This window comes from Pedobacter arcticus A12 (assembly GCF_000302595.1).
GTDB lineage: Bacteria > Bacteroidota > Bacteroidia > Sphingobacteriales > Sphingobacteriaceae > Pseudopedobacter > Pseudopedobacter arcticus.
Genome location: NZ_JH947125.1, coordinates 672,262 through 689,828 on the forward strand (window position 1 = coordinate 672,262; position 17,567 = coordinate 689,828).

At 37.4% G+C, this 17,567-nt stretch carries 19 protein-coding genes; 15 read left to right on the plus strand and 4 right to left on the minus strand.

The window, feature by feature from the left end; all coding sequences use genetic code 11:
- Positions 1-3: 3 nt before the first annotated feature.
- From map to B176_RS0104240, 9 genes are all read left to right on the plus strand, one after another.
- The gene (map, locus tag B176_RS0104205) at positions 4-786 is read left to right on the plus strand and encodes a type I methionyl aminopeptidase (protein WP_017257529.1); all 783 of its coding nucleotides are present in this window, start codon (positions 4-6) and stop codon (positions 784-786) included.
- A gap of 71 nt (positions 787-857) precedes the next feature.
- Entirely contained in the window at positions 858-1,076 is a 219-nt protein-coding gene (infA, locus tag B176_RS0104210) for a translation initiation factor IF-1 (protein ID WP_017257530.1), read from the plus strand.
- Position 1,077: 1 nt separating this feature from the next.
- Complete coding sequence (gene rpmJ / locus B176_RS20560; RefSeq protein ID WP_083852679.1) at positions 1,078-1,194, plus strand: 50S ribosomal protein L36; 117 nt, start codon at positions 1,078-1,080, stop codon at positions 1,192-1,194.
- 24 nt (positions 1,195-1,218) lie between these two features.
- The gene (rpsM, locus tag B176_RS0104215; RefSeq protein WP_017257531.1) at positions 1,219-1,596 is read left to right on the plus strand and encodes a 30S ribosomal protein S13; all 378 of its coding nucleotides are present in this window, start codon (positions 1,219-1,221) and stop codon (positions 1,594-1,596) included.
- Positions 1,597-1,612: 16 nt separating this feature from the next.
- Positions 1,613-2,002, plus strand: a complete 390-nt coding sequence (rpsK, locus tag B176_RS0104220; protein WP_017257532.1) for a 30S ribosomal protein S11 — start codon at positions 1,613-1,615, stop codon at positions 2,000-2,002.
- 63 nt (positions 2,003-2,065) lie between these two features.
- Positions 2,066-2,674, plus strand: coding sequence for a 30S ribosomal protein S4 (gene rpsD / locus B176_RS0104225; RefSeq protein WP_017257533.1), 609 nt, complete (start codon positions 2,066-2,068; stop codon positions 2,672-2,674).
- Between the two features lie 90 nt (positions 2,675-2,764).
- A complete protein-coding gene (locus tag B176_RS0104230; protein ID WP_017257534.1) occupies positions 2,765-3,757 on the plus strand; it encodes a DNA-directed RNA polymerase subunit alpha in 993 nt (330 codons plus the stop codon).
- Between the two features lie 110 nt (positions 3,758-3,867).
- The gene (rplQ, locus tag B176_RS0104235; protein ID WP_017257535.1) at positions 3,868-4,425 is read left to right on the plus strand and encodes a 50S ribosomal protein L17; all 558 of its coding nucleotides are present in this window, start codon (positions 3,868-3,870) and stop codon (positions 4,423-4,425) included.
- 205 nt (positions 4,426-4,630) lie between these two features.
- Positions 4,631-6,571, plus strand: coding sequence for a tetratricopeptide repeat-containing sensor histidine kinase (locus B176_RS0104240; RefSeq protein ID WP_161603008.1), 1,941 nt, complete (start codon positions 4,631-4,633; stop codon positions 6,569-6,571).
- A gap of 37 nt (positions 6,572-6,608) precedes the next feature.
- Here the strand turns inward: B176_RS0104240 and gcvP are convergent, their stop codons facing one another.
- The 3 genes from gcvP to fcl all read right to left on the minus strand — a co-directional run bounded on the left by gcvP (position 6,609) and on the right by fcl (position 12,023).
- Positions 6,609-9,494 (minus strand): aminomethyl-transferring glycine dehydrogenase, encoded by a 2,886-nt coding sequence (gene gcvP, locus B176_RS0104245; RefSeq protein WP_017257537.1) that lies wholly within the window; start codon positions 9,492-9,494, stop codon positions 6,609-6,611.
- Between the two features lie 428 nt (positions 9,495-9,922).
- Entirely contained in the window at positions 9,923-10,966 is a 1,044-nt protein-coding gene (gene selD, locus B176_RS0104250) for a selenide, water dikinase SelD (protein ID WP_017257538.1), read from the minus strand.
- A 127-nt stretch (positions 10,967-11,093) separates the two neighbouring features.
- Positions 11,094-12,023, minus strand: coding sequence for a GDP-L-fucose synthase (gene fcl, locus B176_RS0104255; protein ID WP_017257539.1), 930 nt, complete (start codon positions 12,021-12,023; stop codon positions 11,094-11,096).
- A gap of 116 nt (positions 12,024-12,139) precedes the next feature.
- Here fcl and trmB point away from each other — a divergent pair, with 116 nt between their 5' ends.
- Together trmB and B176_RS0104265 are read left to right on the plus strand one after the other, a co-directional pair.
- Positions 12,140-12,787 carry a tRNA (guanosine(46)-N7)-methyltransferase TrmB gene (trmB, locus tag B176_RS0104260; RefSeq protein ID WP_017257540.1) on the plus strand — a complete coding sequence of 216 codons (648 nt, stop codon included), beginning with the start codon at positions 12,140-12,142 and terminating at the stop codon, positions 12,785-12,787.
- Positions 12,788-12,921: 134 nt separating this feature from the next.
- Positions 12,922-13,263: an MGMT family protein gene (locus B176_RS0104265; protein WP_017257541.1), complete on the plus strand. Its 342-nt coding sequence runs from the start codon at positions 12,922-12,924 to the stop codon at positions 13,261-13,263.
- A 9-nt stretch (positions 13,264-13,272) separates the two neighbouring features.
- Here the strand turns inward: B176_RS0104265 and B176_RS0104270 are convergent, their stop codons facing one another.
- The gene (locus B176_RS0104270; protein WP_154647881.1) at positions 13,273-13,830 is read right to left on the minus strand and encodes a hypothetical protein; all 558 of its coding nucleotides are present in this window, start codon (positions 13,828-13,830) and stop codon (positions 13,273-13,275) included.
- Positions 13,831-13,964: 134 nt separating this feature from the next.
- Here B176_RS0104270 and B176_RS0104275 point away from each other — a divergent pair, with 134 nt between their 5' ends.
- The 4 genes from B176_RS0104275 (at position 13,965) to B176_RS0104290 (ending at position 17,338) form a co-directional block, all read left to right on the plus strand.
- Positions 13,965-14,936 carry a polyprenyl synthetase family protein gene (locus B176_RS0104275; protein WP_017257543.1) on the plus strand — a complete coding sequence of 324 codons (972 nt, stop codon included), beginning with the start codon at positions 13,965-13,967 and terminating at the stop codon, positions 14,934-14,936.
- Positions 14,937-15,983: a TerC family protein gene (locus B176_RS0104280; RefSeq protein WP_017257544.1), complete on the plus strand. Its 1,047-nt coding sequence runs from the start codon at positions 14,937-14,939 to the stop codon at positions 15,981-15,983.
- A 75-nt stretch (positions 15,984-16,058) separates the two neighbouring features.
- Entirely contained in the window at positions 16,059-16,721 is a 663-nt protein-coding gene (locus B176_RS18965; RefSeq protein ID WP_017257545.1) for an arsenate-mycothiol transferase ArsC, read from the plus strand.
- 113 nt (positions 16,722-16,834) lie between these two features.
- On the plus strand, positions 16,835-17,338 hold the full coding sequence (locus B176_RS0104290) for a thermonuclease family protein (RefSeq protein ID WP_017257546.1): 504 nt from the start codon (positions 16,835-16,837) through the stop codon (positions 17,336-17,338).
- The last annotated feature ends 229 nt before the right edge of the window (positions 17,339-17,567 follow it).

The window sequence follows — 17,567 nt, forward strand, 5'->3', positions numbered from 1 at the left end:
ATAATGTCTAAGATAATTCTTAAATCAGCAGAAGAAATTGAATTGATAAGGATTAGTTCACAGCTTGTGGCTAAGACTCATGCTGAGGTAGTGAAGGTTATTGGAGAAGGTGTAACGACCAAACATTTAAATAAAGTTGCTGAAGAGTTTATTAGAGATAATGGTGCTATTCCAGCTTTCTTAAATTACAACGGATTTCCTTATACATTGTGCATTTCATTGAATGACCAAGTAGTACATGGTTTTCCTAGTGATTATGAATTGAGAAGTGGAGATATTGTTTCGGTAGATTGTGGAGTGATCAAAGATAAATATTTTGGGGATTCGGCTTATACATTTATGATAGGCGAAGTTGCGGAGGAAACAAAGCAACTTTTAAAAGTTACCCAAGAGTGTTTGGATTTGGCGATTGAACAAGCTGTTGTTGGCAATAGGATTGGTGATATAGGCTATGCTTGCCAAGTACATGCAGAGAAGCATGGTTACGGCGTAGTGAAAGAATTGGTAGGTCATGGTGTAGGGAAAATGTTACATGAGAAACCAGAAGTTCCAAATTACGGACGACGTGGATCAGGAACAAAGTTAACTGAAGGAATGGTGATTGCGATCGAGCCGATGATTAATGCAGGAAGAGCCGGAGTAAAGTTTTGGGATGATGGATGGACGGTGTCTACAGTAGATAAAAAGCCATCTGCACATTTCGAACATACTGTTGCAATTAAGAAGGGAAAAGCAGACATTTTGTCGACTTTTAGCTTCATCGAAGAAGTTTTAAATAAAAAATAGGAATTTAAATATTTTTACTTAATTTTGCGTCCCGCTTTGGGCGGTGCTAAAGCAGTAAAAATCAAAGAAATATGGCTAAACAATCCTCTATAGAGCAAGACGGGATAATTAAAGAAGCATTATCTAATGCAATGTTTCGTGTTGAACTAGAGAATGGTCATGAGATTATCGCACATATCTCGGGTAAAATGAGGATGCACTACATCAAAATTTTACCAGGTGACCGTGTGAAATTGGAGATGTCTCCGTATGATCTTACAAAAGGTAGAATAACTTATAGGTATAAATAAAATGAAAGTTAGAGCATCCATTAAAAAGCGCAGCGTTGATTGCAAGATTGTCCGTAGAAACGGAAAGCTTTATGTAATCAATAAAAAGAACCCTAAGTTCAAACAGCGTCAAGGTTAATTATTAAACTATCAACAAAATTAAATGGCAAGGATAGCAGGTATTGATTTACCAAAAAACAAAAGAGGAGAGATCGGCCTTACTTACATCTTCGGTATAGGAAGAAGCACAGCGCAATCTATTTTAGAGCAAGCTGGTATTAGCGTAGATAAAAAAGTTCAAGATTGGACCGATGAAGAATTAACAGCGATCCGTAACATTATCAATGAAGGCGTCAAAGTAGAGGGTCAACTTCGCTCTGAGGTTCAGTTAAACATCAAACGTTTAATGGATATTGGTTGTTACAGAGGACTACGCCACAGGAAAGGTTTGCCACTACGTGGACAACGAACCAAAAACAATTCTCGTACCCGTAAAGGAAAGAGAAAAACTGTTGCGAACAAGAAAAAGGCTACTAAATAATAATTGATAGTAAGAAATGGCTAAGTCAAAAAAAGTTACTAAAAAGCGTTTAGTTGTAGTTGAGCCTATAGGGCAAGCTCACATTAACGCTACATTTAATAACATCATTATCACGCTAACCAACAACCAAGGGCAAACAATTTCTTGGTCATCAGCTGGAAAGCAAGGATTTAAAGGTTCTAAAAAGAACACTCCGTACGCAGCTTCACAGGCAGCGATTGATTGCGGTAAAGTAGCTCATGATTTGGGTTTACGTAAAGTTGAAGTTTTTGTTAAAGGTCCAGGGTCTGGTCGCGAGTCGGCTATCCGTACTTTACAAAATTCAGGATTGGAAGTAACGACTATTAAAGACATTACTCCACTTCCACACAACGGATGTCGTCCACCAAAAAGAAGAAGAGTTTAATTATTTATTTTAAAGATAAGATTCTCCCAGTTTAAGTTGGGGTGATACTTTAAGACACACAAAATGGCAAGATATACAGGACCAAAGTCCAAAATCGCCCGTAAATTCAGAGAGCCAATTTTCGGTCCTGATAAGGCATTAGATAGAAAAAATTACCCTCCTGGACAGCATGGCGCTTCTAAAAGAAGAGGAAAGCAGTCTGAATATTCAGTTCAGTTGATGGAGAAACAAAAAGTAAAATACACTTATGGTGTGTTAGAAAAGCAGTTCTCTAATTTGTTCAAAAAAGCTTCTGCAAAAGGAGGAATTACAGGAACAAACTTATTACAATTGTTAGAAGCTAGATTAGACAACGCAGTTTACCGTTTAGGTATTGCGCCAACAAGATCAGCTGCTCGTCAATTGGTTTCCCACAGACACATTACGGTAAATGGTTCAGTAGTTAACATTCCTTCTTACACTTTGAAAGCAGGTGATGTTGTTGCAGTGAGAGAGAAATCTCAAGCTTTAGAAACTATTACTACATCAGTTGCTGGTCGCACAATTAACAAATACGGTTGGTTAGAGTGGGATGCAAAAGCATTGTCTGGTAAATTTATATCATACCCAGAACGTGAAAGTATTCCTGAGAACATTAAGGAAAACTTAATCGTCGAGTTGTACTCTAAATAATGATGAAAATTGATTGCTGATTCTTGTGCAAACGAGAATTAGCAATTTTTATTTATCCAAAAATTAAACGATTAACATAAGGCAATATAAATGACAATTTTAGCATTTCAGAGACCCGATAAGGTAATTATGCAGAAATCTACGGATTTCGATGGTACGTTTGAATTTCGTCCGTTGGAACCTGGATTTGGTGTTACAATAGGTAATTCACTTAGGAGAATTTTACTTTCTTCACTAGAAGGTTTTGCAATTACTTCTGTTCGTTTTTCAGGTGTTTCTCACGAGTTCTCTACTATCAAAGGTGTAGCAGAGGATGTTGTAGACATTATCTTAAACTTAAAGCAAGTACGTTTTAAGAAAGTAGGTGATTCTGGTGATACCGAAAAAATATTTGTAATTATCAACGGACAAGAGTCTTTTAAGGCTGGCGATATTAGCAAATTCTCTAATAACTTCGAGGTTTTAAACCCTGATTTTGTGATTTGTAACATGGAAGATTCTGTTACTTTAGAAATAGAATTGACTATTAATAAAGGAAGAGGATATGTTGCTGCTGAAGAGAACAAAAATGCAGATGCACCAGTTGGTGTAATCGCAATAGATTCTATCTACACGCCAATCAAAAATGTTAAATACACGATTGAGAACTTTAGAGTTGAGCAAAAGACCGATTACGAAAAATTGGTTTTAGATATCACTACTGACGGTTCAATCCATCCAGAAGAAGCATTAAAAGAAGCTGCGAAGATTTTAATCCAGCACTTTATGTTATTCTCTGATGAGAATTTAGTATTAGAATCTCAAGCTAAAGAAGAAACTAAAGAAGTTGACGAAGAAGTTTTACATATGCGTAAAATCTTGAAAACTGAATTGGTTGATTTGGATTTATCTGTAAGAGCATTAAATTGCTTAAAAGCTGCAGACATTAGATCGTTAGCTGAATTGGTTTCTTATGATGTTGCTGATATGTTGAAATTCAGAAACTTTGGTAAAAAATCATTAACAGAGATTCAGGAACTAGTTAAATCAAAAGGTTTATCTTTTGGTATGAACTTGTCTAAGTTCAAGTTAGACGAAGAATAGTCCCTTAATTCCTTAATGGGGAGAAGGACTATGTAATAAGTATAAATGACGCATAATTCCCGGTTCGCCAATGGTGGCTTGAACTGACGGTATGCGCAAATAAATAGAAAATGAGACACGGAAAGAAATTTAATCACTTAGGTCGTAAAACGGCTCACAGAAAAGCAATGTTGGCTAACATGGCTTCATCTTTAATTGAGCACAAGCGTATTACAACTACTTTAGCTAAAGCTAAAGCGTTAAGAGTGTATGTTGAGCCAATCATAACAAAATCAAAAAACGATACTACGCATTCTCGTCGTACTGTTTTCGCTTATTTGCAAAACAAAGAGGTTGTTACAACCTTATTCCGTGAAGTAGCAGAAAAGGTTGCTAACCGCCCAGGTGGTTATACCCGGATCGTTAAATTAGGAAATCGTTTAGGTGATAATGCTGAAATGGCATTCATTGAATTGGTAGATTTTAACGAGACTTACAACAACGAAGCTAAAGTTGAGAAAAAAACAACACGTAGAAGAGGTGCTAAAGCTAAAAAAGACGCTCCTGCAACAGAAGCAAAAGCTGAAGAAGCAGTTGTAGTTGAGGATGCTCCAGAAGCGAAAGTAGAGAAAGCTCCAGCAAAAGAAGAGAAAACTGATTCTTCAGAAGAAGGAAAATCAGCAGAATAATTCAAGTTTTAATTTAAGAAAGCCTTCAACATTCATTTGTTGGAGGCTTTTTTGATTTTTGTTTATTTTATTCAGTATGTTTTAGTGTAGGAGGTTTATTTTTTAAAATGATTGTTTTCATTTTAATGTACACCGTTAATTTTGTTATCTTAACATTTCTTTTTGGGTTAATATGTTATCGATAGTTAAAAATAGATTTCTTTTTTTGCTAAAATATGCGTTTTTAGTATTTTTTGTTCCGCTTAACGGTAGTGCTTTTCAAAAAACAACTGTTAAAGATTCTCTTAAACTACACACTTCTCTTGATATTTTAACAGCTATCAGCGCTCAGAACGTGGATAGTATTGTACGGTTCGCGGATGGCCTGATTCATGACCATAATAAGAATGCAGATGCAAAATCTTTATTACGGATAAATAGGACGACTGGTGCTTTACTGTTAAGATACGGTTATTTGCAACTTGCAGAAAAATATTATGAGGATGCGGTAGCAATTAGCCGAAAACTTAATGATAAACCTGCAGAAGCGGAGAACACAAATTCCTTGGGTGTTTTATGGGCTAAAAAGGGTGATTATGTAAAAGCGGAAGCTTCGTTTTTAAAAGCTTTGTTAATTGCCAAACAGGAAGATAATCCTGAGTTGATGACAGCCTCTTACCTTAAATTATCTACATTGAGAATACGGCAAAACAGAGTGGATGCTGCTTATATTTTTTGTTTGAAGGCAGATTCTGTAAACAAAAAGTATCAATCTCATTTCTTTGAGGTTGACTTAATGAGCAATAAAGCCGTAGTTTACGCGATAAGAGGTAACCTAAAAAAGGCACTCGGTTTTTTTAAGAAAAGTTATGAGGTAGCAGTTAATGAAGGGGCAAAAGTAGAGCAGGTACTAGGTTTACAGAATATTGGTTTAATTTATAAAGAGGAAAAGGATTACAAGAGGGCACTAGCGTATTTAAATCAAGGATTAACACTTGCGAAAAAGAGCGGGTTAAGAGACGAGGAGTTAAGACTTAGTATTAATATTCCTGTTATATTGGTTGAGAAAAATGAACTCCAACTTGCAGAGGATGAGTTTTTGGAATTATTAACTAGATCAAAAGAAGCTGGTTTAGAAGATTTAGTTTTGGAGGTTTATGGTCACTTGATCAGTTTGGCTAAAACACAGGCCAATTATAAAAAGGCGTTTGAATACCTCGGCAGTTCCAAAAGCATCGAAGACAAGCAAATAAACGAGCAAAAGCAAAGCGCATTTCGCCAGGCCAGCGTTATGTTAGGGCTTTATACTGCAAACAAAAGAATAATAGAGAATCAAAACCTACTTTTTCAGAAGAATAGGGAACAGAATATTCTTTTCGGGATATTGGTTTTTGTGGTAATTCTATTGAGCTTTGTAGTATTTATTTTGTTCCGCTTAAGAAAGCTTAATACTAAACTTAATGTTAAACGAGTGCAATTGGTAGAAAGTAATCATGTCAAAGACAAGCTTTTTTCAATTATAGGTCATGATCTTCGGGGAAACCAAAGTACTACTTTAGGTATTTTGAATTTGATAAAAGATGGAGAGCTTGATGATGCGGAATTAGAATTATATCTGGGAATGTTGGTTAAACAGTCTCAATCAGCATTAACTACATTAGATGATTTGTTGCTTTGGGGGAAAGCAGAAATTAAGGGAGAAGCGCCTCAAAGAACAGTTTTTGAGATTTTACCCGTGATTCAAAACGCTTTAGATCTAAATTCAGAGGCTATCCATGAAAAGAAGTTAAACGTACAGAATTACAAACTCGATGGCTTACAAGTTTTTAGTTGTAGTAATCATTTTTCTTTTATTATTAGAAACTTAGTGGCAAATGCTATAAAATTTACACCAATGGCAGGTAATATTAAGCTGTTTGCAGAACATCACGGAAAAGACTTTTGGAAGATTTGTGTTGCTGACGATGGTATAGGTTTGACCGAAAAAGAATTAATCAGTATTTTTTCTCCAGGTAACAGCAGTAAAAACGGAACGAATAATGAAGTGGGTACTGGATTAGGACTGGTTTTATGCAAAGAATTTGTTGAAATAAACGATGGACAAATTTGGGCAGAACGAAATGCTGAGGGTGGAACTACAATTTGTTTTATGTGTAAAAAAGGTTAGTCTTCCATGGAGAGCGCCATGGAAGACTAACAAATAGTTAAACTAAAACGTCAAACTCGTACTCTTCAATCGGCGGACAGCTACAAATAAGTGTTCTATCGCCATAAGTGTCGTTCACTCTCCCAACAGAAGGCCAAAACTTATTTAGCGCAACATATGGCAAAGGAAAAGCTGCTTTTTGGCGAGTATAAGGTTTATCCCAGTCGTTATCAGTAATTACTGCGACAGTATGAGGTGCATTTTTTAAGGGATTGTCAATTTTGTCTGATAAGCCCGATTCGACATCAGCAATTTCATTTCTGATGGCAATCATCGCATCGCAAAAACGGTCGAGTTCGTGTTTTGGTTCCGATTCTGTAGGTTCAACCATTAAAGTCCCTGCAACAGGGAAAGAAACCGTTGGTGCATGAAAGCCATAGTCCATCAAACGTTTGGCAATATCAGTAACTTCAATTCCAAAAGTTTTAAAACTGCGACAATCCAAAATCATCTCATGGGCGCAATGTCCGTTTGCTCCAGCGTATAAGACAGGATAATGAGACTCCAATCTCGCTTTGATGTAGTTAGCGTTTAAAATAGCATATTTAGTGGCATTAGTTAAGCCTTTTGCACCCATCATCGCAATATATGCGTGAGAAATCAATAGGATAGATGCAGAACCCCAGGGCGCTGCAGAAACTGCTGAAATAGATTTTTCGTTGCCCATATCCACTACCGAATGGCCTGGCAGGTAAGGAACAAGATGAGCAGCAGCTCCAATTGGACCCATCCCAGGGCCACCACCACCGTGTGGAATACAGAAAGTCTTGTGCAAATTTAAATGACAAACATCTGCACCGATACTGGCTGGAGAAGTTAATCCGACTTGTGCATTCATATTGGCACCATCCATATAAACCTGACCACCATGTTGGTGGATAATCTCACATATTTCGATGATTGATTCTTCAAAAACACCATGTGTAGATGGGTAAGTAACCATTAAACAGCTCAAATTAGCCGAATGTTCCTCAGCTTTGGCTCTTAAATCCGCAACATCGATATTCCCTTTTTCATCGCATTTAGTGACGATGATTTTCATCCCGGCCATGGCTGCAGAAGCAGGATTTGTTCCGTGTGCTGATGAAGGAATCAACGCGATATTTCTGTTGAAATCGCCTCTATCCTGATGATAAGCTCTGATGACCATTAGTCCAGCGTATTCGCCCTGAGCACCTGCGTTTGGCTGTAAACTCATTGCAGCAAAACCTGTTATTTCACTCAGCCAATCGTTAAGTTCGGCTATTATCTGCATATAGCCACCGGTTTGGTGAACGGGTGCAAATGGATGCAAGCCACCAAACTCTGGCCAGGTAACAGGAATCATTTCTGTAGTTGCATTTAGCTTCATGGTACATGAACCCAATGCAATCATAGAGTGGCAAAGCGACAAATCTTTAGCTTCTAAAGATTTGATATAACGCAACATTTCATGTTCCGAATGGTGCTTGTTGAAAACCGGATGTGTTAAAAAAGAAGAGGTACGTTGTAATTCGGTAGGAATAACGCTTTCTACGTTTTTAGCCAAGCTTTCTAAATCTATATCGTGTAAAGTTTTAGCTTTTACTTTTCCAAAAACTTTAACAATCGTTTCTATATCGTGTAAACGGGTGGTTTCGTCTAAAGAAATGGTGATAAATTCCCCGTCAAAATTTAAGTTGAATTCGTTGTTTAACGATTCGGAATGAAGTGGGTTTGTTAAATCGCCCACAGCATATTTCAAAGTGTCGAAATAGTTTTCGTTTAGTTGTTTATAACCAAACTCAGCCAAGGCAGTACTTAACAAAACCGTTAGTCCATGAATTCTTTCGGCAATAGCTTTAATCCCTTTCGCACCATGGTAAGTGGCATACATCCCCGCCATAATGGCAAGTAATGCTTGTGCAGTACAAATATTTGAGGTGGCCTTATCTCTACGGATATGTTGCTCGCGGGTTTGTAAGGCCATACGCAAAGCATAATTTTCATGCTTGTCAATGGTCACGCCAATTATTCTGCCTGGCATACTTCGCTTGTATTCTTCTTTTGTAGCAAAATAAGCAGCATGCGGACCGCCAAATCCCATGGGAATACCGAAACGCTGCGTTGTACCCACAACAATATCAGCACCCCATTCTCCCGGAGGAGTTAAAAGTGCCAAGCTCATCAAGTCGGCAACAACAGTAAGCTTTATGTTCTTTTGATGTGCTATATCGGCAAAAGCCTTGTAATTATAAACCTCGCCATGTCCAGCTGGGTATTGTACTAAAGCACCAAATAAATCATCAGTTAATGCCACAGTCTTATGGTTGCCGATGATCAATTTAATTCCGTAAGGTTGCGCTCTAGTTTTTAAAATATCTATGGTTTGAGGAAAAACCTCTTCTGAAACGAAGTACGATTTTGCTTCGGCATTTTTACGTAGGCTGTATTGCATAAACATAGCTTCCGCGGCAGCTGTCCCTTCATCTAAAAGCGAAGCATTTGCAATCTGCATTCCCGTTAAATCCAGAACCATAGTCTGGAAGTTTAGCAAAGCTTGCAAACGTCCCTGTGAAATTTCTGCTTGGTAAGGAGTATATTGAGTGTACCATCCCGGGTTTTCTAAAATATTTCTTTGGATAACCGCAGGCACAATCACATCATAATATCCCTGCCCAATATAACTTTTGAAAACTTTGTTTTTTGAAGCCGTTTGGCGGAGTTTATTTAAATATTCGTACTCACTTTTAGCGGCTGGCAAAGCCATTGGTTTTTTCAACCGGATGTTTTTTGGTACCGTTTGATCAATCAACTCCGCTAAACTAGCTACACCAATAATTTTCAGCATCGATTCCGTATCTTGCTCATTTGGTGCAATATGTCGAGTTTCAAATTGCTCTTTGTACGCTACGTTCAATTTCATTTTTGAGAGGGTATTATTTATGTTTTAAACAGGATTAACGTTTTTAATATCTAACCGATAATTGCCAGATGGATGTGCAAAAGTAAAAAAATTTATGCGCTTGTTAATCAGATTAGCAACACGAATATTGTAAAGTTTTTAACAGTTGAAATGTGTTGTGAAGAAGGTTTTCTGAGGGGATATTTTTTGCTTGTAAGATGGCTTATTTGGGGATAATCCGTCAGCTGGCGGATCGGTTTTTCGCTCCTACGTTCCAAGACATTATGCCCAGGCCGGTATCCGCTACAATTCCTTACGCAACCTTATATTAAGGAAATCTTAGCAATCGTAAAAGGTTTCTTTTGGAATAAAAGGTTCATACGCCACTTTATGTCTCTCTGCCGGTTGGCGGAGAGATCGATATAAGGAAAGGCATAAAACGGAAATAATTAGCTTACCTCAATCCAGCTTCCTTCTTTTTTCGCTCTTAATTCTCCGAAGGAAACCCAGCTTTCCGCTAAAATTTTGTTTTCTTTTAACAAAGCTTCAAACTCGGCAGTGTGGTTGGGGTCAACTGCTACCAATAAACCACCGCTTGTTTGCGGATCAGCGAGAATGTGTTTTTGCCTTTCGGTAATTTCACCGATTTTATGTCCATAACTTGCCCAGTTTCGGTTAGTACCACCTGGAATAGATTTCTGATCTAAGTATTCGTCGATTTCTTTTAACCGAGGTACTTTTTCAAATTCAATAACTGCTTGTAAATTGCTACCTTCACACATTTCCGATAAATGCCCTAACAGGCCAAAGCCTGTTACGTCTGTCATCGCGGTAACGTAATCTAATTTGCCAATTAACTCTCCAATAGAATTTAACTTAGCCATAGAGGTAGGAGCGATATTTTGATGTACTGCTTTTAAAATGCCTTTCTTTTGTGCGGTAGTTAATATTCCTACACCCAAGGCTTTTGTTAAATAAAGTTTACAACCAGCTTTTGCAGTGGAGTTTTGCTTTAGATTTTTAATGTCGACAATCCCGTTTACCGCCAGACCAAAAACAGGTTCGGGGCAATCGATACTATGTCCGCCGGCCAGTGTAATTCCAGCTTCTGCGCAAACAGATCTTGCGCCCTCTAAAACTTTTTGCGCAACTTCTGGTGCTAATTTATCAATAGGCCAACCTAAAATTGCGATGGCCAAAACGGGTTTTCCGCCCATGGCATAAACATCAGAAATTGCATTTGCCGAAGCAATTCGACCAAAATCATAAGCATCATCAACAATGGGCATAAAAAAATCTGTGGTAGAAATTAATGCCGTTCCATTTCCTAAATCATAAGCTGCTGCATCATCCCGAGTATCGTTACCCACCAGTAAATTTTTATTTGCTTCGTATTTTACGGAGCTGTATAAAATTTTGTCCAAAACAGCAGGTGAAATTTTACATCCACAGCCTGCACCATGAGAATATTGGGTGAGTTTTATGTCTTCCATTTTATGTTTTGACTTTGTATTGTTTCTAAGTTGTGTTTGTACTTATCCCAATTCCGGTAACTGGTAAATAAATGTGAGCGCTCTCGCATTCTCGACATAACGGGCTGTAGGCAATTATGCACTAATCTTAGCCGTGTTTAGCTAAAAAATCCTGGTAAGCCAACGCAATCCCTTCTTTTAAATCAATTTTGTGTTTCCAGCCAGTGGCGTGTATTTTGCTTACATCCATCAATTTACGCGGAGTGCCGTCTGGCTTTGTGCCGTCAAAAACCAGTTCGCCTTTAAAACCAATAATATCTTTAATCATCAAGGCTAAATCCTTAATGGTCAAATCTTCTCCGGTACCTACATTAATCAAATTAGGCTCGTTGTAATTTTGCATTAAATAATAACAAGCATCCGCTAAATCATCTGCAAATAAGAATTCTCTCATCGGGCTTCCGCTTCCCCAAACGGTAACGTTAGCATCGTTATTTTGTTTTGCTTCGTGAAACTTGCGAATCAATGCGGGTAAAACGTGAGAATTTTGTGGATGGTAATTGTCATTATAGCCGTATAAATTGGTCGGCATTGCCGATATATAATTACAACCGTATTGTGCCCGGTAGGCATCGCACATTTTGATACCGGTAATTTTGGCTATGGCGTAAGGTTCGTTAGTTTCTTCCAATAAACCCGTTAACAGATATTCTTCTTTTAAAGGTTGTGGAGCCATTTTTGGATAGATACAGCTGGAACCTAAAAACATCAGTTTTTTAACATTATTGAGGTAAGCATTATGGATAATATTGTTTTGAATCTGCAAATTATCGTATAAAAATTCGGCCCGATAGGTATTGTTTGCTATAATTCCGCCCACTTTTGCCGCAGCTAAAAAAACGTAATCAAGTTTTTCGGAAGCAAAGAAATCGGCTACTGCTACTTGGTTTCTTAAATCTAGGTCTTTAGAAGTACGTGTGATGATATTGGTATAACCTTCTTTTTCTAATTTTCTTAAAATTGCTGAACCAACCATTCCACGGTGACCGGCGATGTAAATTTTTGATAATTTTTCCAAAACGATGAGCTAATAATGTGCCCAAAGATAAAATTATTGGGTCGCTTTAAAACCTTTAAAATTAATTTTTGTGGATAGTACTATGTAAATCTTATTTTTGAAGAAAATTTAAAGAATTGGCGAAGAGAAAATTACAGCGTTTTGCGGAGATCGGCACATTTGACAACGTTAAACAGTTAGAAGAAGGAAAAGAGTTTAAAGGAAACTGGTCGAAGAACTTTTTCAAGAACGATAATCCCTTGATTTTGGAGTTAGCCTGTGGAAAGGGCGAGTATAGTGTGAATTTAGCGAAAAAATTTCCGGATAAAAACTTTGTAGGCATCGATTACAAAGGAAATCGTTTATGGGTTGGTGCTAAAATGGCGATTGATGAAGGTATTCAAAATGTAGGCTTCTTGCGCATTCAAATCCAGAATATTCTTGATTATTTTGCAGAAGGTGAAGTTGAAGAAATCTGGCTTACTTTTCCAGATCCGCAAGCACAAAGTCCGTTAGAGCGTAAACGTTTAACCAATCCTATGTTCTTAGGTAAATACAAAACTGCCTTACAAGAGAAAGGGATAATGCATTTAAAAACAGATAACGACGGCTTTTTTGAATACACCTTAGAGAAACTTGCAGAATTGAAAATCCCTACCATGCAACAAACTACAAATGTTTACAGGGATTTCCCCGGTGATGAGATTTTGTCGATAAAAACACATTACGAGCGGATTTACTTAAAAAAGGATAAAAATATCAATTACGTGAAGTTTGCTTTTTAGTATTGGGTATTAAGTAGCAAGTATGAAGTGGTGAGTAGGAAGTAGTGAGATAGAGTGTTCATTAGAAAATAATTTTTACCACACAGCAAATCAGCTTTAAGCCTTTAGCTTTTTACGCTTTCAACATTAAAAAAATGGATAGAGCTTCTTTTTATGATCAGGTTTACCAAGTGGTTCGCTTAATTCCGAAAGGGAGAGTGACGTCTTTTGGTGCTATTGCCAGTTATCTTGGCACTAAAGGCTCTTCGCGGATGGTGGGCTATGCCATGAACGGAGCCGGTGTAGTTATTCCTGCAGTTCCGGCGCACCGAGTGGTCAACAGAAACGGTTTGCTAACAGGTAAATTCCATTTTGAAACATTAACAAAAATGGAAGAATTATTAGCTTTAGAAGGTGTTAAAGTTGTGGATGATAAAGTAGTTGATTTTAAAAAACTTTATTGGAATCCGGCCGAAGAGCTGGATTTAGAAAGATAGTTTGCCAGTTTAGAACCACGTTCCAACGCCAAAACCAACAGATTTTAATTTAGGTTTTCCGCCACTCACCAAAAAGCCATCAAATTCTTGATACTGGTAAAGCGCTTGAAGAAAGTATTTTGATTTTCTTTTTGTGGTAAGCATAATCCCAGTAGCCACCTCGTAGTTAAAGCCTTTACTATAACCTCTAAATATGCGTGGGGCATAGCCAACTGCGCCTTTTGCAAAATAATTTAACTCGTCAGTGGTTATGGGTTTCGCCAAAAAATGAACGTTTCCTGTAAAGTTTAAAGTCTCGAACCGAGAGCCAGCAGAACCAGCAGGTCTAAAGGTTGCGTTTTCTAAACCTATCCCAAACCCGGTTTTAGGATTTGCCACTCCAATTACAAGTTTTACATGCAGCGAGTTTGTTTTTTGATCTAAACTGCTTTCATTAATCCCAAAAACGTAATTAACGTTGGCCTGACTAAATAGATTGAATTTTTTGTTCGAAGATGCCTGATGTTGTGCTTTTGCAACAAAAAAACATAAAAATAAGAAAGCAAATGCAGCTAAAAATTGTTTCATTGATATCGTGATATTTTTTAATTTCAAATATAGCCAAATGCTGTCAGCAAAAGCTTTTAAGCCGAAAATTCTGTTCAATAATCGGGTTTTTTACATTATGTTTGCAAACCAAATGAAGTGACTATTATTAGATAATGCTGAAGTTAGATCACATAAAGATACCCATAGCTGCAGAGCTTGATGCTTTTGAAGAAAAGTTCAAGGTTTCTATGCAAAGTAGTGTGCCATTGCTAGATCGTATTACGCATTATATCGTAAAAAGAAAAGGGAAGCAAATGCGGCCTATGTTTGTGTTTTTCTCAGCGGGTTTGTGCGGTGGAATAACGGAATCAACACATCGTGGGGCGGCGCTTGTAGAACTTTTACACACTGCAACGTTGGTACACGATGACGTAGTAGATAACTCTTTCGAGCGTCGCGGTTTTTTCTCTGTAAATGCACTTTGGAAAAACAAGATCGCAGTTTTGGTAGGCGATTATCTGCTTGCCAAAGGTTTACAGCTTTCGGTTGATAACCAAGAATTTACAATTTTGAAAATTGTTTCAGATGCGGTTCAGCAGATGAGCGAGGGCGAACTTTTGCAGATTGAAAAAGTACGCCGGATGGATATTAGCGAGGAGATTTACTACGAGGTTATCCGTCAGAAAACAGCTTCTTTGATTTCATCATGTTGTGCGGCGGGTGCGGCTTCATCAGGTGCTACGCCAGAAGTGGTAGAGATGATGAAAAACTTTGGCGAGAAAATTGGCATAGCTTTTCAGATAAAAGATGATTTATTCGACTTTGGGGTAGATGATGTTGGGAAGCCTAAAGGGATAGATATCAAGGAAAAGAAAGTTACCCTCCCCTTAATTTACGCTTTAAATAAAGCATCTAAAGCTGATAAAAAGCAGATGATCAACCTGGTGAAGAACCATAATGATGATGAAGCTAAGATTAACCAGATCATTGATTTTGTGAGAGAAAGTGGTGGTTTGACTTACGCAGAGGAGCAAATGTTTTTATACCAACAACAAGCTTTTGAAATCTTATATAAATTCCCCAAATCTGAGTTTAGATCCGGTTTGGAAAACCTAGTGAAATTTACCACAGAAAGAAAAAAATAAATGAGTCACGAATTAATTTTTTTTGGCGCTTTTGCACTGTTTATTGTGCTCATGCTAGCGCTTGATTTAGGCGTTTTTCATAAAGACGATAAACCTGTTAGTTTTAAACAGGCAGCAACGATGAGTGCGATCTGGATTTCTTTCGCAATCGGGTTTTATTTTTTCTTGAAAACAGAAGGGCAGGAATTACATAATATAAAGGATCAGGCTCATTTAGAACAAATTGTTACTGACCATCAACATAACATTAGTGTTAATTCAGCTAATTTTCACGAAAACCTTAATAGATATAACGATAACTTAAGCTTAGAATTTATCACTGGATATGTGATAGAATATGCGCTTTCCGTAGATAATATTTTTGTGATGGTATTGATTTTTTCTGCCTTTGGGGTTGATGAAAAGTATTATCACCGCGTGTTATTTTGGGGTATTTTAGGTGCAGTGATTATGCGCTTTATCTTTATTTTTCTTGGTGCAACGCTCATTAGCCAGTTCGGTTGGATATTGTACATTTTCGGTGCATTCTTGATTTATAGTGGCGTAATGATGTTTTTGGCTAAAGACGAGGAGGAAAAAATAGATCCAGACAAACATCCGGTGGTTAAGTTTGCATCCAAATTTTTTCCGATACATCCAGAATATGTGGGTCATGATTTTTTTTATCGTAACAAAGGAAAACTTTTTATAACACCACTTTTTGTAGTGCTTCTAGTAATCGAATTTAGCGATGTTATTTTTGCTGTAGATTCAATCCCAGCTATTTTTGCAGTTACCAAAGATCCTTATATTGTTTTCTTTTCAAACATATTCGCCATTTTAGGTTTGCGTTCTATGTTTTTTTTATTGGTTAACGTAATCCACAAATTCCATTACCTAAAAGCTGGTTTGGCGGTATTGCTTATATTTATTGGCGTTAAAATGCTTGCCCATCATTGGTTAGAGCAATGGGGTTTTACCACCATCCACTCTTTATTTATTATTCTCGCAATTTTAACGGTTAGTGTGGTTGCGTCTTTGGTGTTCCCGAAAAGGGTTGCAGGATAAAAGTAAACTAGCCCGTTTTAGATTAATATTTCAACAAATATTCCCTAATTCCGATGCTTGCATTACTTTAGAAACATGGAACTCTATCATCAATTAATACAAACAGTTTCTGAGCTTAATGCAGAAACCATAGCTAAAGAACGTAAAGATAATCTGCAATCTTTGATCAACTTTGTTCAGTATAAAGTTGATCATCACCAAGAAATTCGTTTAAATTTTATCTGTACTCACAACTCAAGGCGAAGTCATTTATCACAGGTTTGGGCGCAAACTTTGGCTCATCATTTTAACATAAGTAATGTATTTTGCTATTCGGGCGGAACAGAAGCAACGGCAGTTTTTCCACAGGTTGTAACTGCGCTAAAAACTGCTGGATTTCAAATCAATAAGCTCTCAGAAGAATCAAATCCAGTTTATGGCATAAAGTACGATGCAGATGAACATCCAATTATCGCGTTTTCTAAAAAGTACGATGCGGATTTCAACCCTTCAACTGGCTTCGCCGCCATACTTACTTGTACGGAAGCCGATGGTGCCTGTCCTTTTATAGTAGGTGCCGAGCAAAGAATTGCACTTCCTTTTGAAGATCCAAAAGCATTTGATCATACGGCACAAAAGACCGAAAAATATGAAGAAAGAAGTTTGCAAATTGCAACAGAACTGTTTTATGTTTTCTCTAAAATAAGCCACGGCAAATTAAGAGCTTGGGATTTTATACGGTTAGCAGACCAGGATTAATTTTATCGTTAAAAAATTCTTTTTGGTTAAAGCGAAAATATTACCCTACCGAAAGTTTAGGTTAACCTGTCCAGTCTAATAATCAAAACTGACAAACCAAGTAAATTTAAATAATGGCTAAATTTTCGTTCAGAACTGCATTCTTAATAATCGTATTTGTACAATTCTCTTGTAGTTTTTACGACGAAGCTAGGGACGAACAAACACATGGAAGCCCTTATTTGACTGTAACTAGGGTTGTAGATGGTGATACGTTTTGGGCGGATAATGGAACCGAAAAAGGTGTAAAAATTCGATTAATTGGCGTAGATGCACCAGAATCAAGAAAGACCGGTAGAAAGGAAATAGGTTATTACGGCAAGGAAGCAAAGGAGTATCTCAAAAAATTGCTCAATGGTAAAAGCGTGAAATTGATTAGTGATGTTGATTCGCTAGACCGTTATGGGCGTACGCTTGCTTACGTTTATTTGGAAGATGGAACTTTTGTAAATGCCGAGCTGGTTAAAAATGGATATGCAACGGTTATGACTATTCCTCCAAATGTGCGTTACGCCGATTTATTTGTTGAGCTACAAAAGCAAGCGAGGCAACAGGACAAGGGGCTTTGGGCTAGGTAATCATTCGTTTATAAGCTGGGTTCATTTTGTGGATAAGTATCCTAAGTTTTCGCAGATCTTCGGTCGAAGTGAGTAAAGTAATGAACTGGCCAAGTTCAAGGTTTAACGTTTAATATAATATCTTCTAAAGTAATCCTCTTTGCGTTAGCTAGCTGGAATATGGCTTTTTTTAAGCCAGTTCTTTCTTGCTTCTGAGCGAAGTCGAAGAATCTGCAAAAAAAACCGAAGC

Excerpts from the sequence above, each read along its gene's own strand:
- map (WP_017257529.1), top strand. The coding sequence starts at position 4 with ATGTCTAAGATAATTCTTAAATCAGCAGAAGAAATTGAATTGATAAGG.
- infA (WP_017257530.1), top strand. The coding sequence starts at position 858 with ATGGCTAAACAATCCTCTATAGAGCAAGACGGGATAATTAAAGAAGCA.
- rpmJ (WP_083852679.1), top strand. The coding sequence starts at position 1,078 with ATGAAAGTTAGAGCATCCATTAAAAAGCGCAGCGTTGATTGCAAGATT.
- rpsM (WP_017257531.1), top strand. The coding sequence starts at position 1,219 with ATGGCAAGGATAGCAGGTATTGATTTACCAAAAAACAAAAGAGGAGAG.
- rpsK (WP_017257532.1), top strand. The coding sequence starts at position 1,613 with ATGGCTAAGTCAAAAAAAGTTACTAAAAAGCGTTTAGTTGTAGTTGAG.
- rpsD (WP_017257533.1), top strand. The coding sequence starts at position 2,066 with ATGGCAAGATATACAGGACCAAAGTCCAAAATCGCCCGTAAATTCAGA.
- B176_RS0104230 (WP_017257534.1), top strand. The coding sequence starts at position 2,765 with ATGACAATTTTAGCATTTCAGAGACCCGATAAGGTAATTATGCAGAAA.
- rplQ (WP_017257535.1), top strand. The coding sequence starts at position 3,868 with ATGAGACACGGAAAGAAATTTAATCACTTAGGTCGTAAAACGGCTCAC.
- gcvP (WP_017257537.1), bottom strand. The coding sequence starts at position 9,494 with ATGAAATTGAACGTAGCGTACAAAGAGCAATTTGAAACTCGACATATT.
- selD (WP_017257538.1), bottom strand. The coding sequence starts at position 10,966 with ATGGAAGACATAAAACTCACCCAATATTCTCATGGTGCAGGCTGTGGA.
- B176_RS0104265 (WP_017257541.1), top strand. The coding sequence starts at position 12,922 with ATGGATAGAGCTTCTTTTTATGATCAGGTTTACCAAGTGGTTCGCTTA.
- B176_RS0104270 (WP_154647881.1), bottom strand. The coding sequence starts at position 13,830 with ATGAAACAATTTTTAGCTGCATTTGCTTTCTTATTTTTATGTTTTTTT.
- B176_RS0104275 (WP_017257543.1), top strand. The coding sequence starts at position 13,965 with ATGCTGAAGTTAGATCACATAAAGATACCCATAGCTGCAGAGCTTGAT.
- B176_RS0104280 (WP_017257544.1), top strand. The coding sequence starts at position 14,937 with ATGAGTCACGAATTAATTTTTTTTGGCGCTTTTGCACTGTTTATTGTG.
- B176_RS18965 (WP_017257545.1), top strand. The coding sequence starts at position 16,059 with ATGGAACTCTATCATCAATTAATACAAACAGTTTCTGAGCTTAATGCA.
- B176_RS0104290 (WP_017257546.1), top strand. The coding sequence starts at position 16,835 with ATGGCTAAATTTTCGTTCAGAACTGCATTCTTAATAATCGTATTTGTA.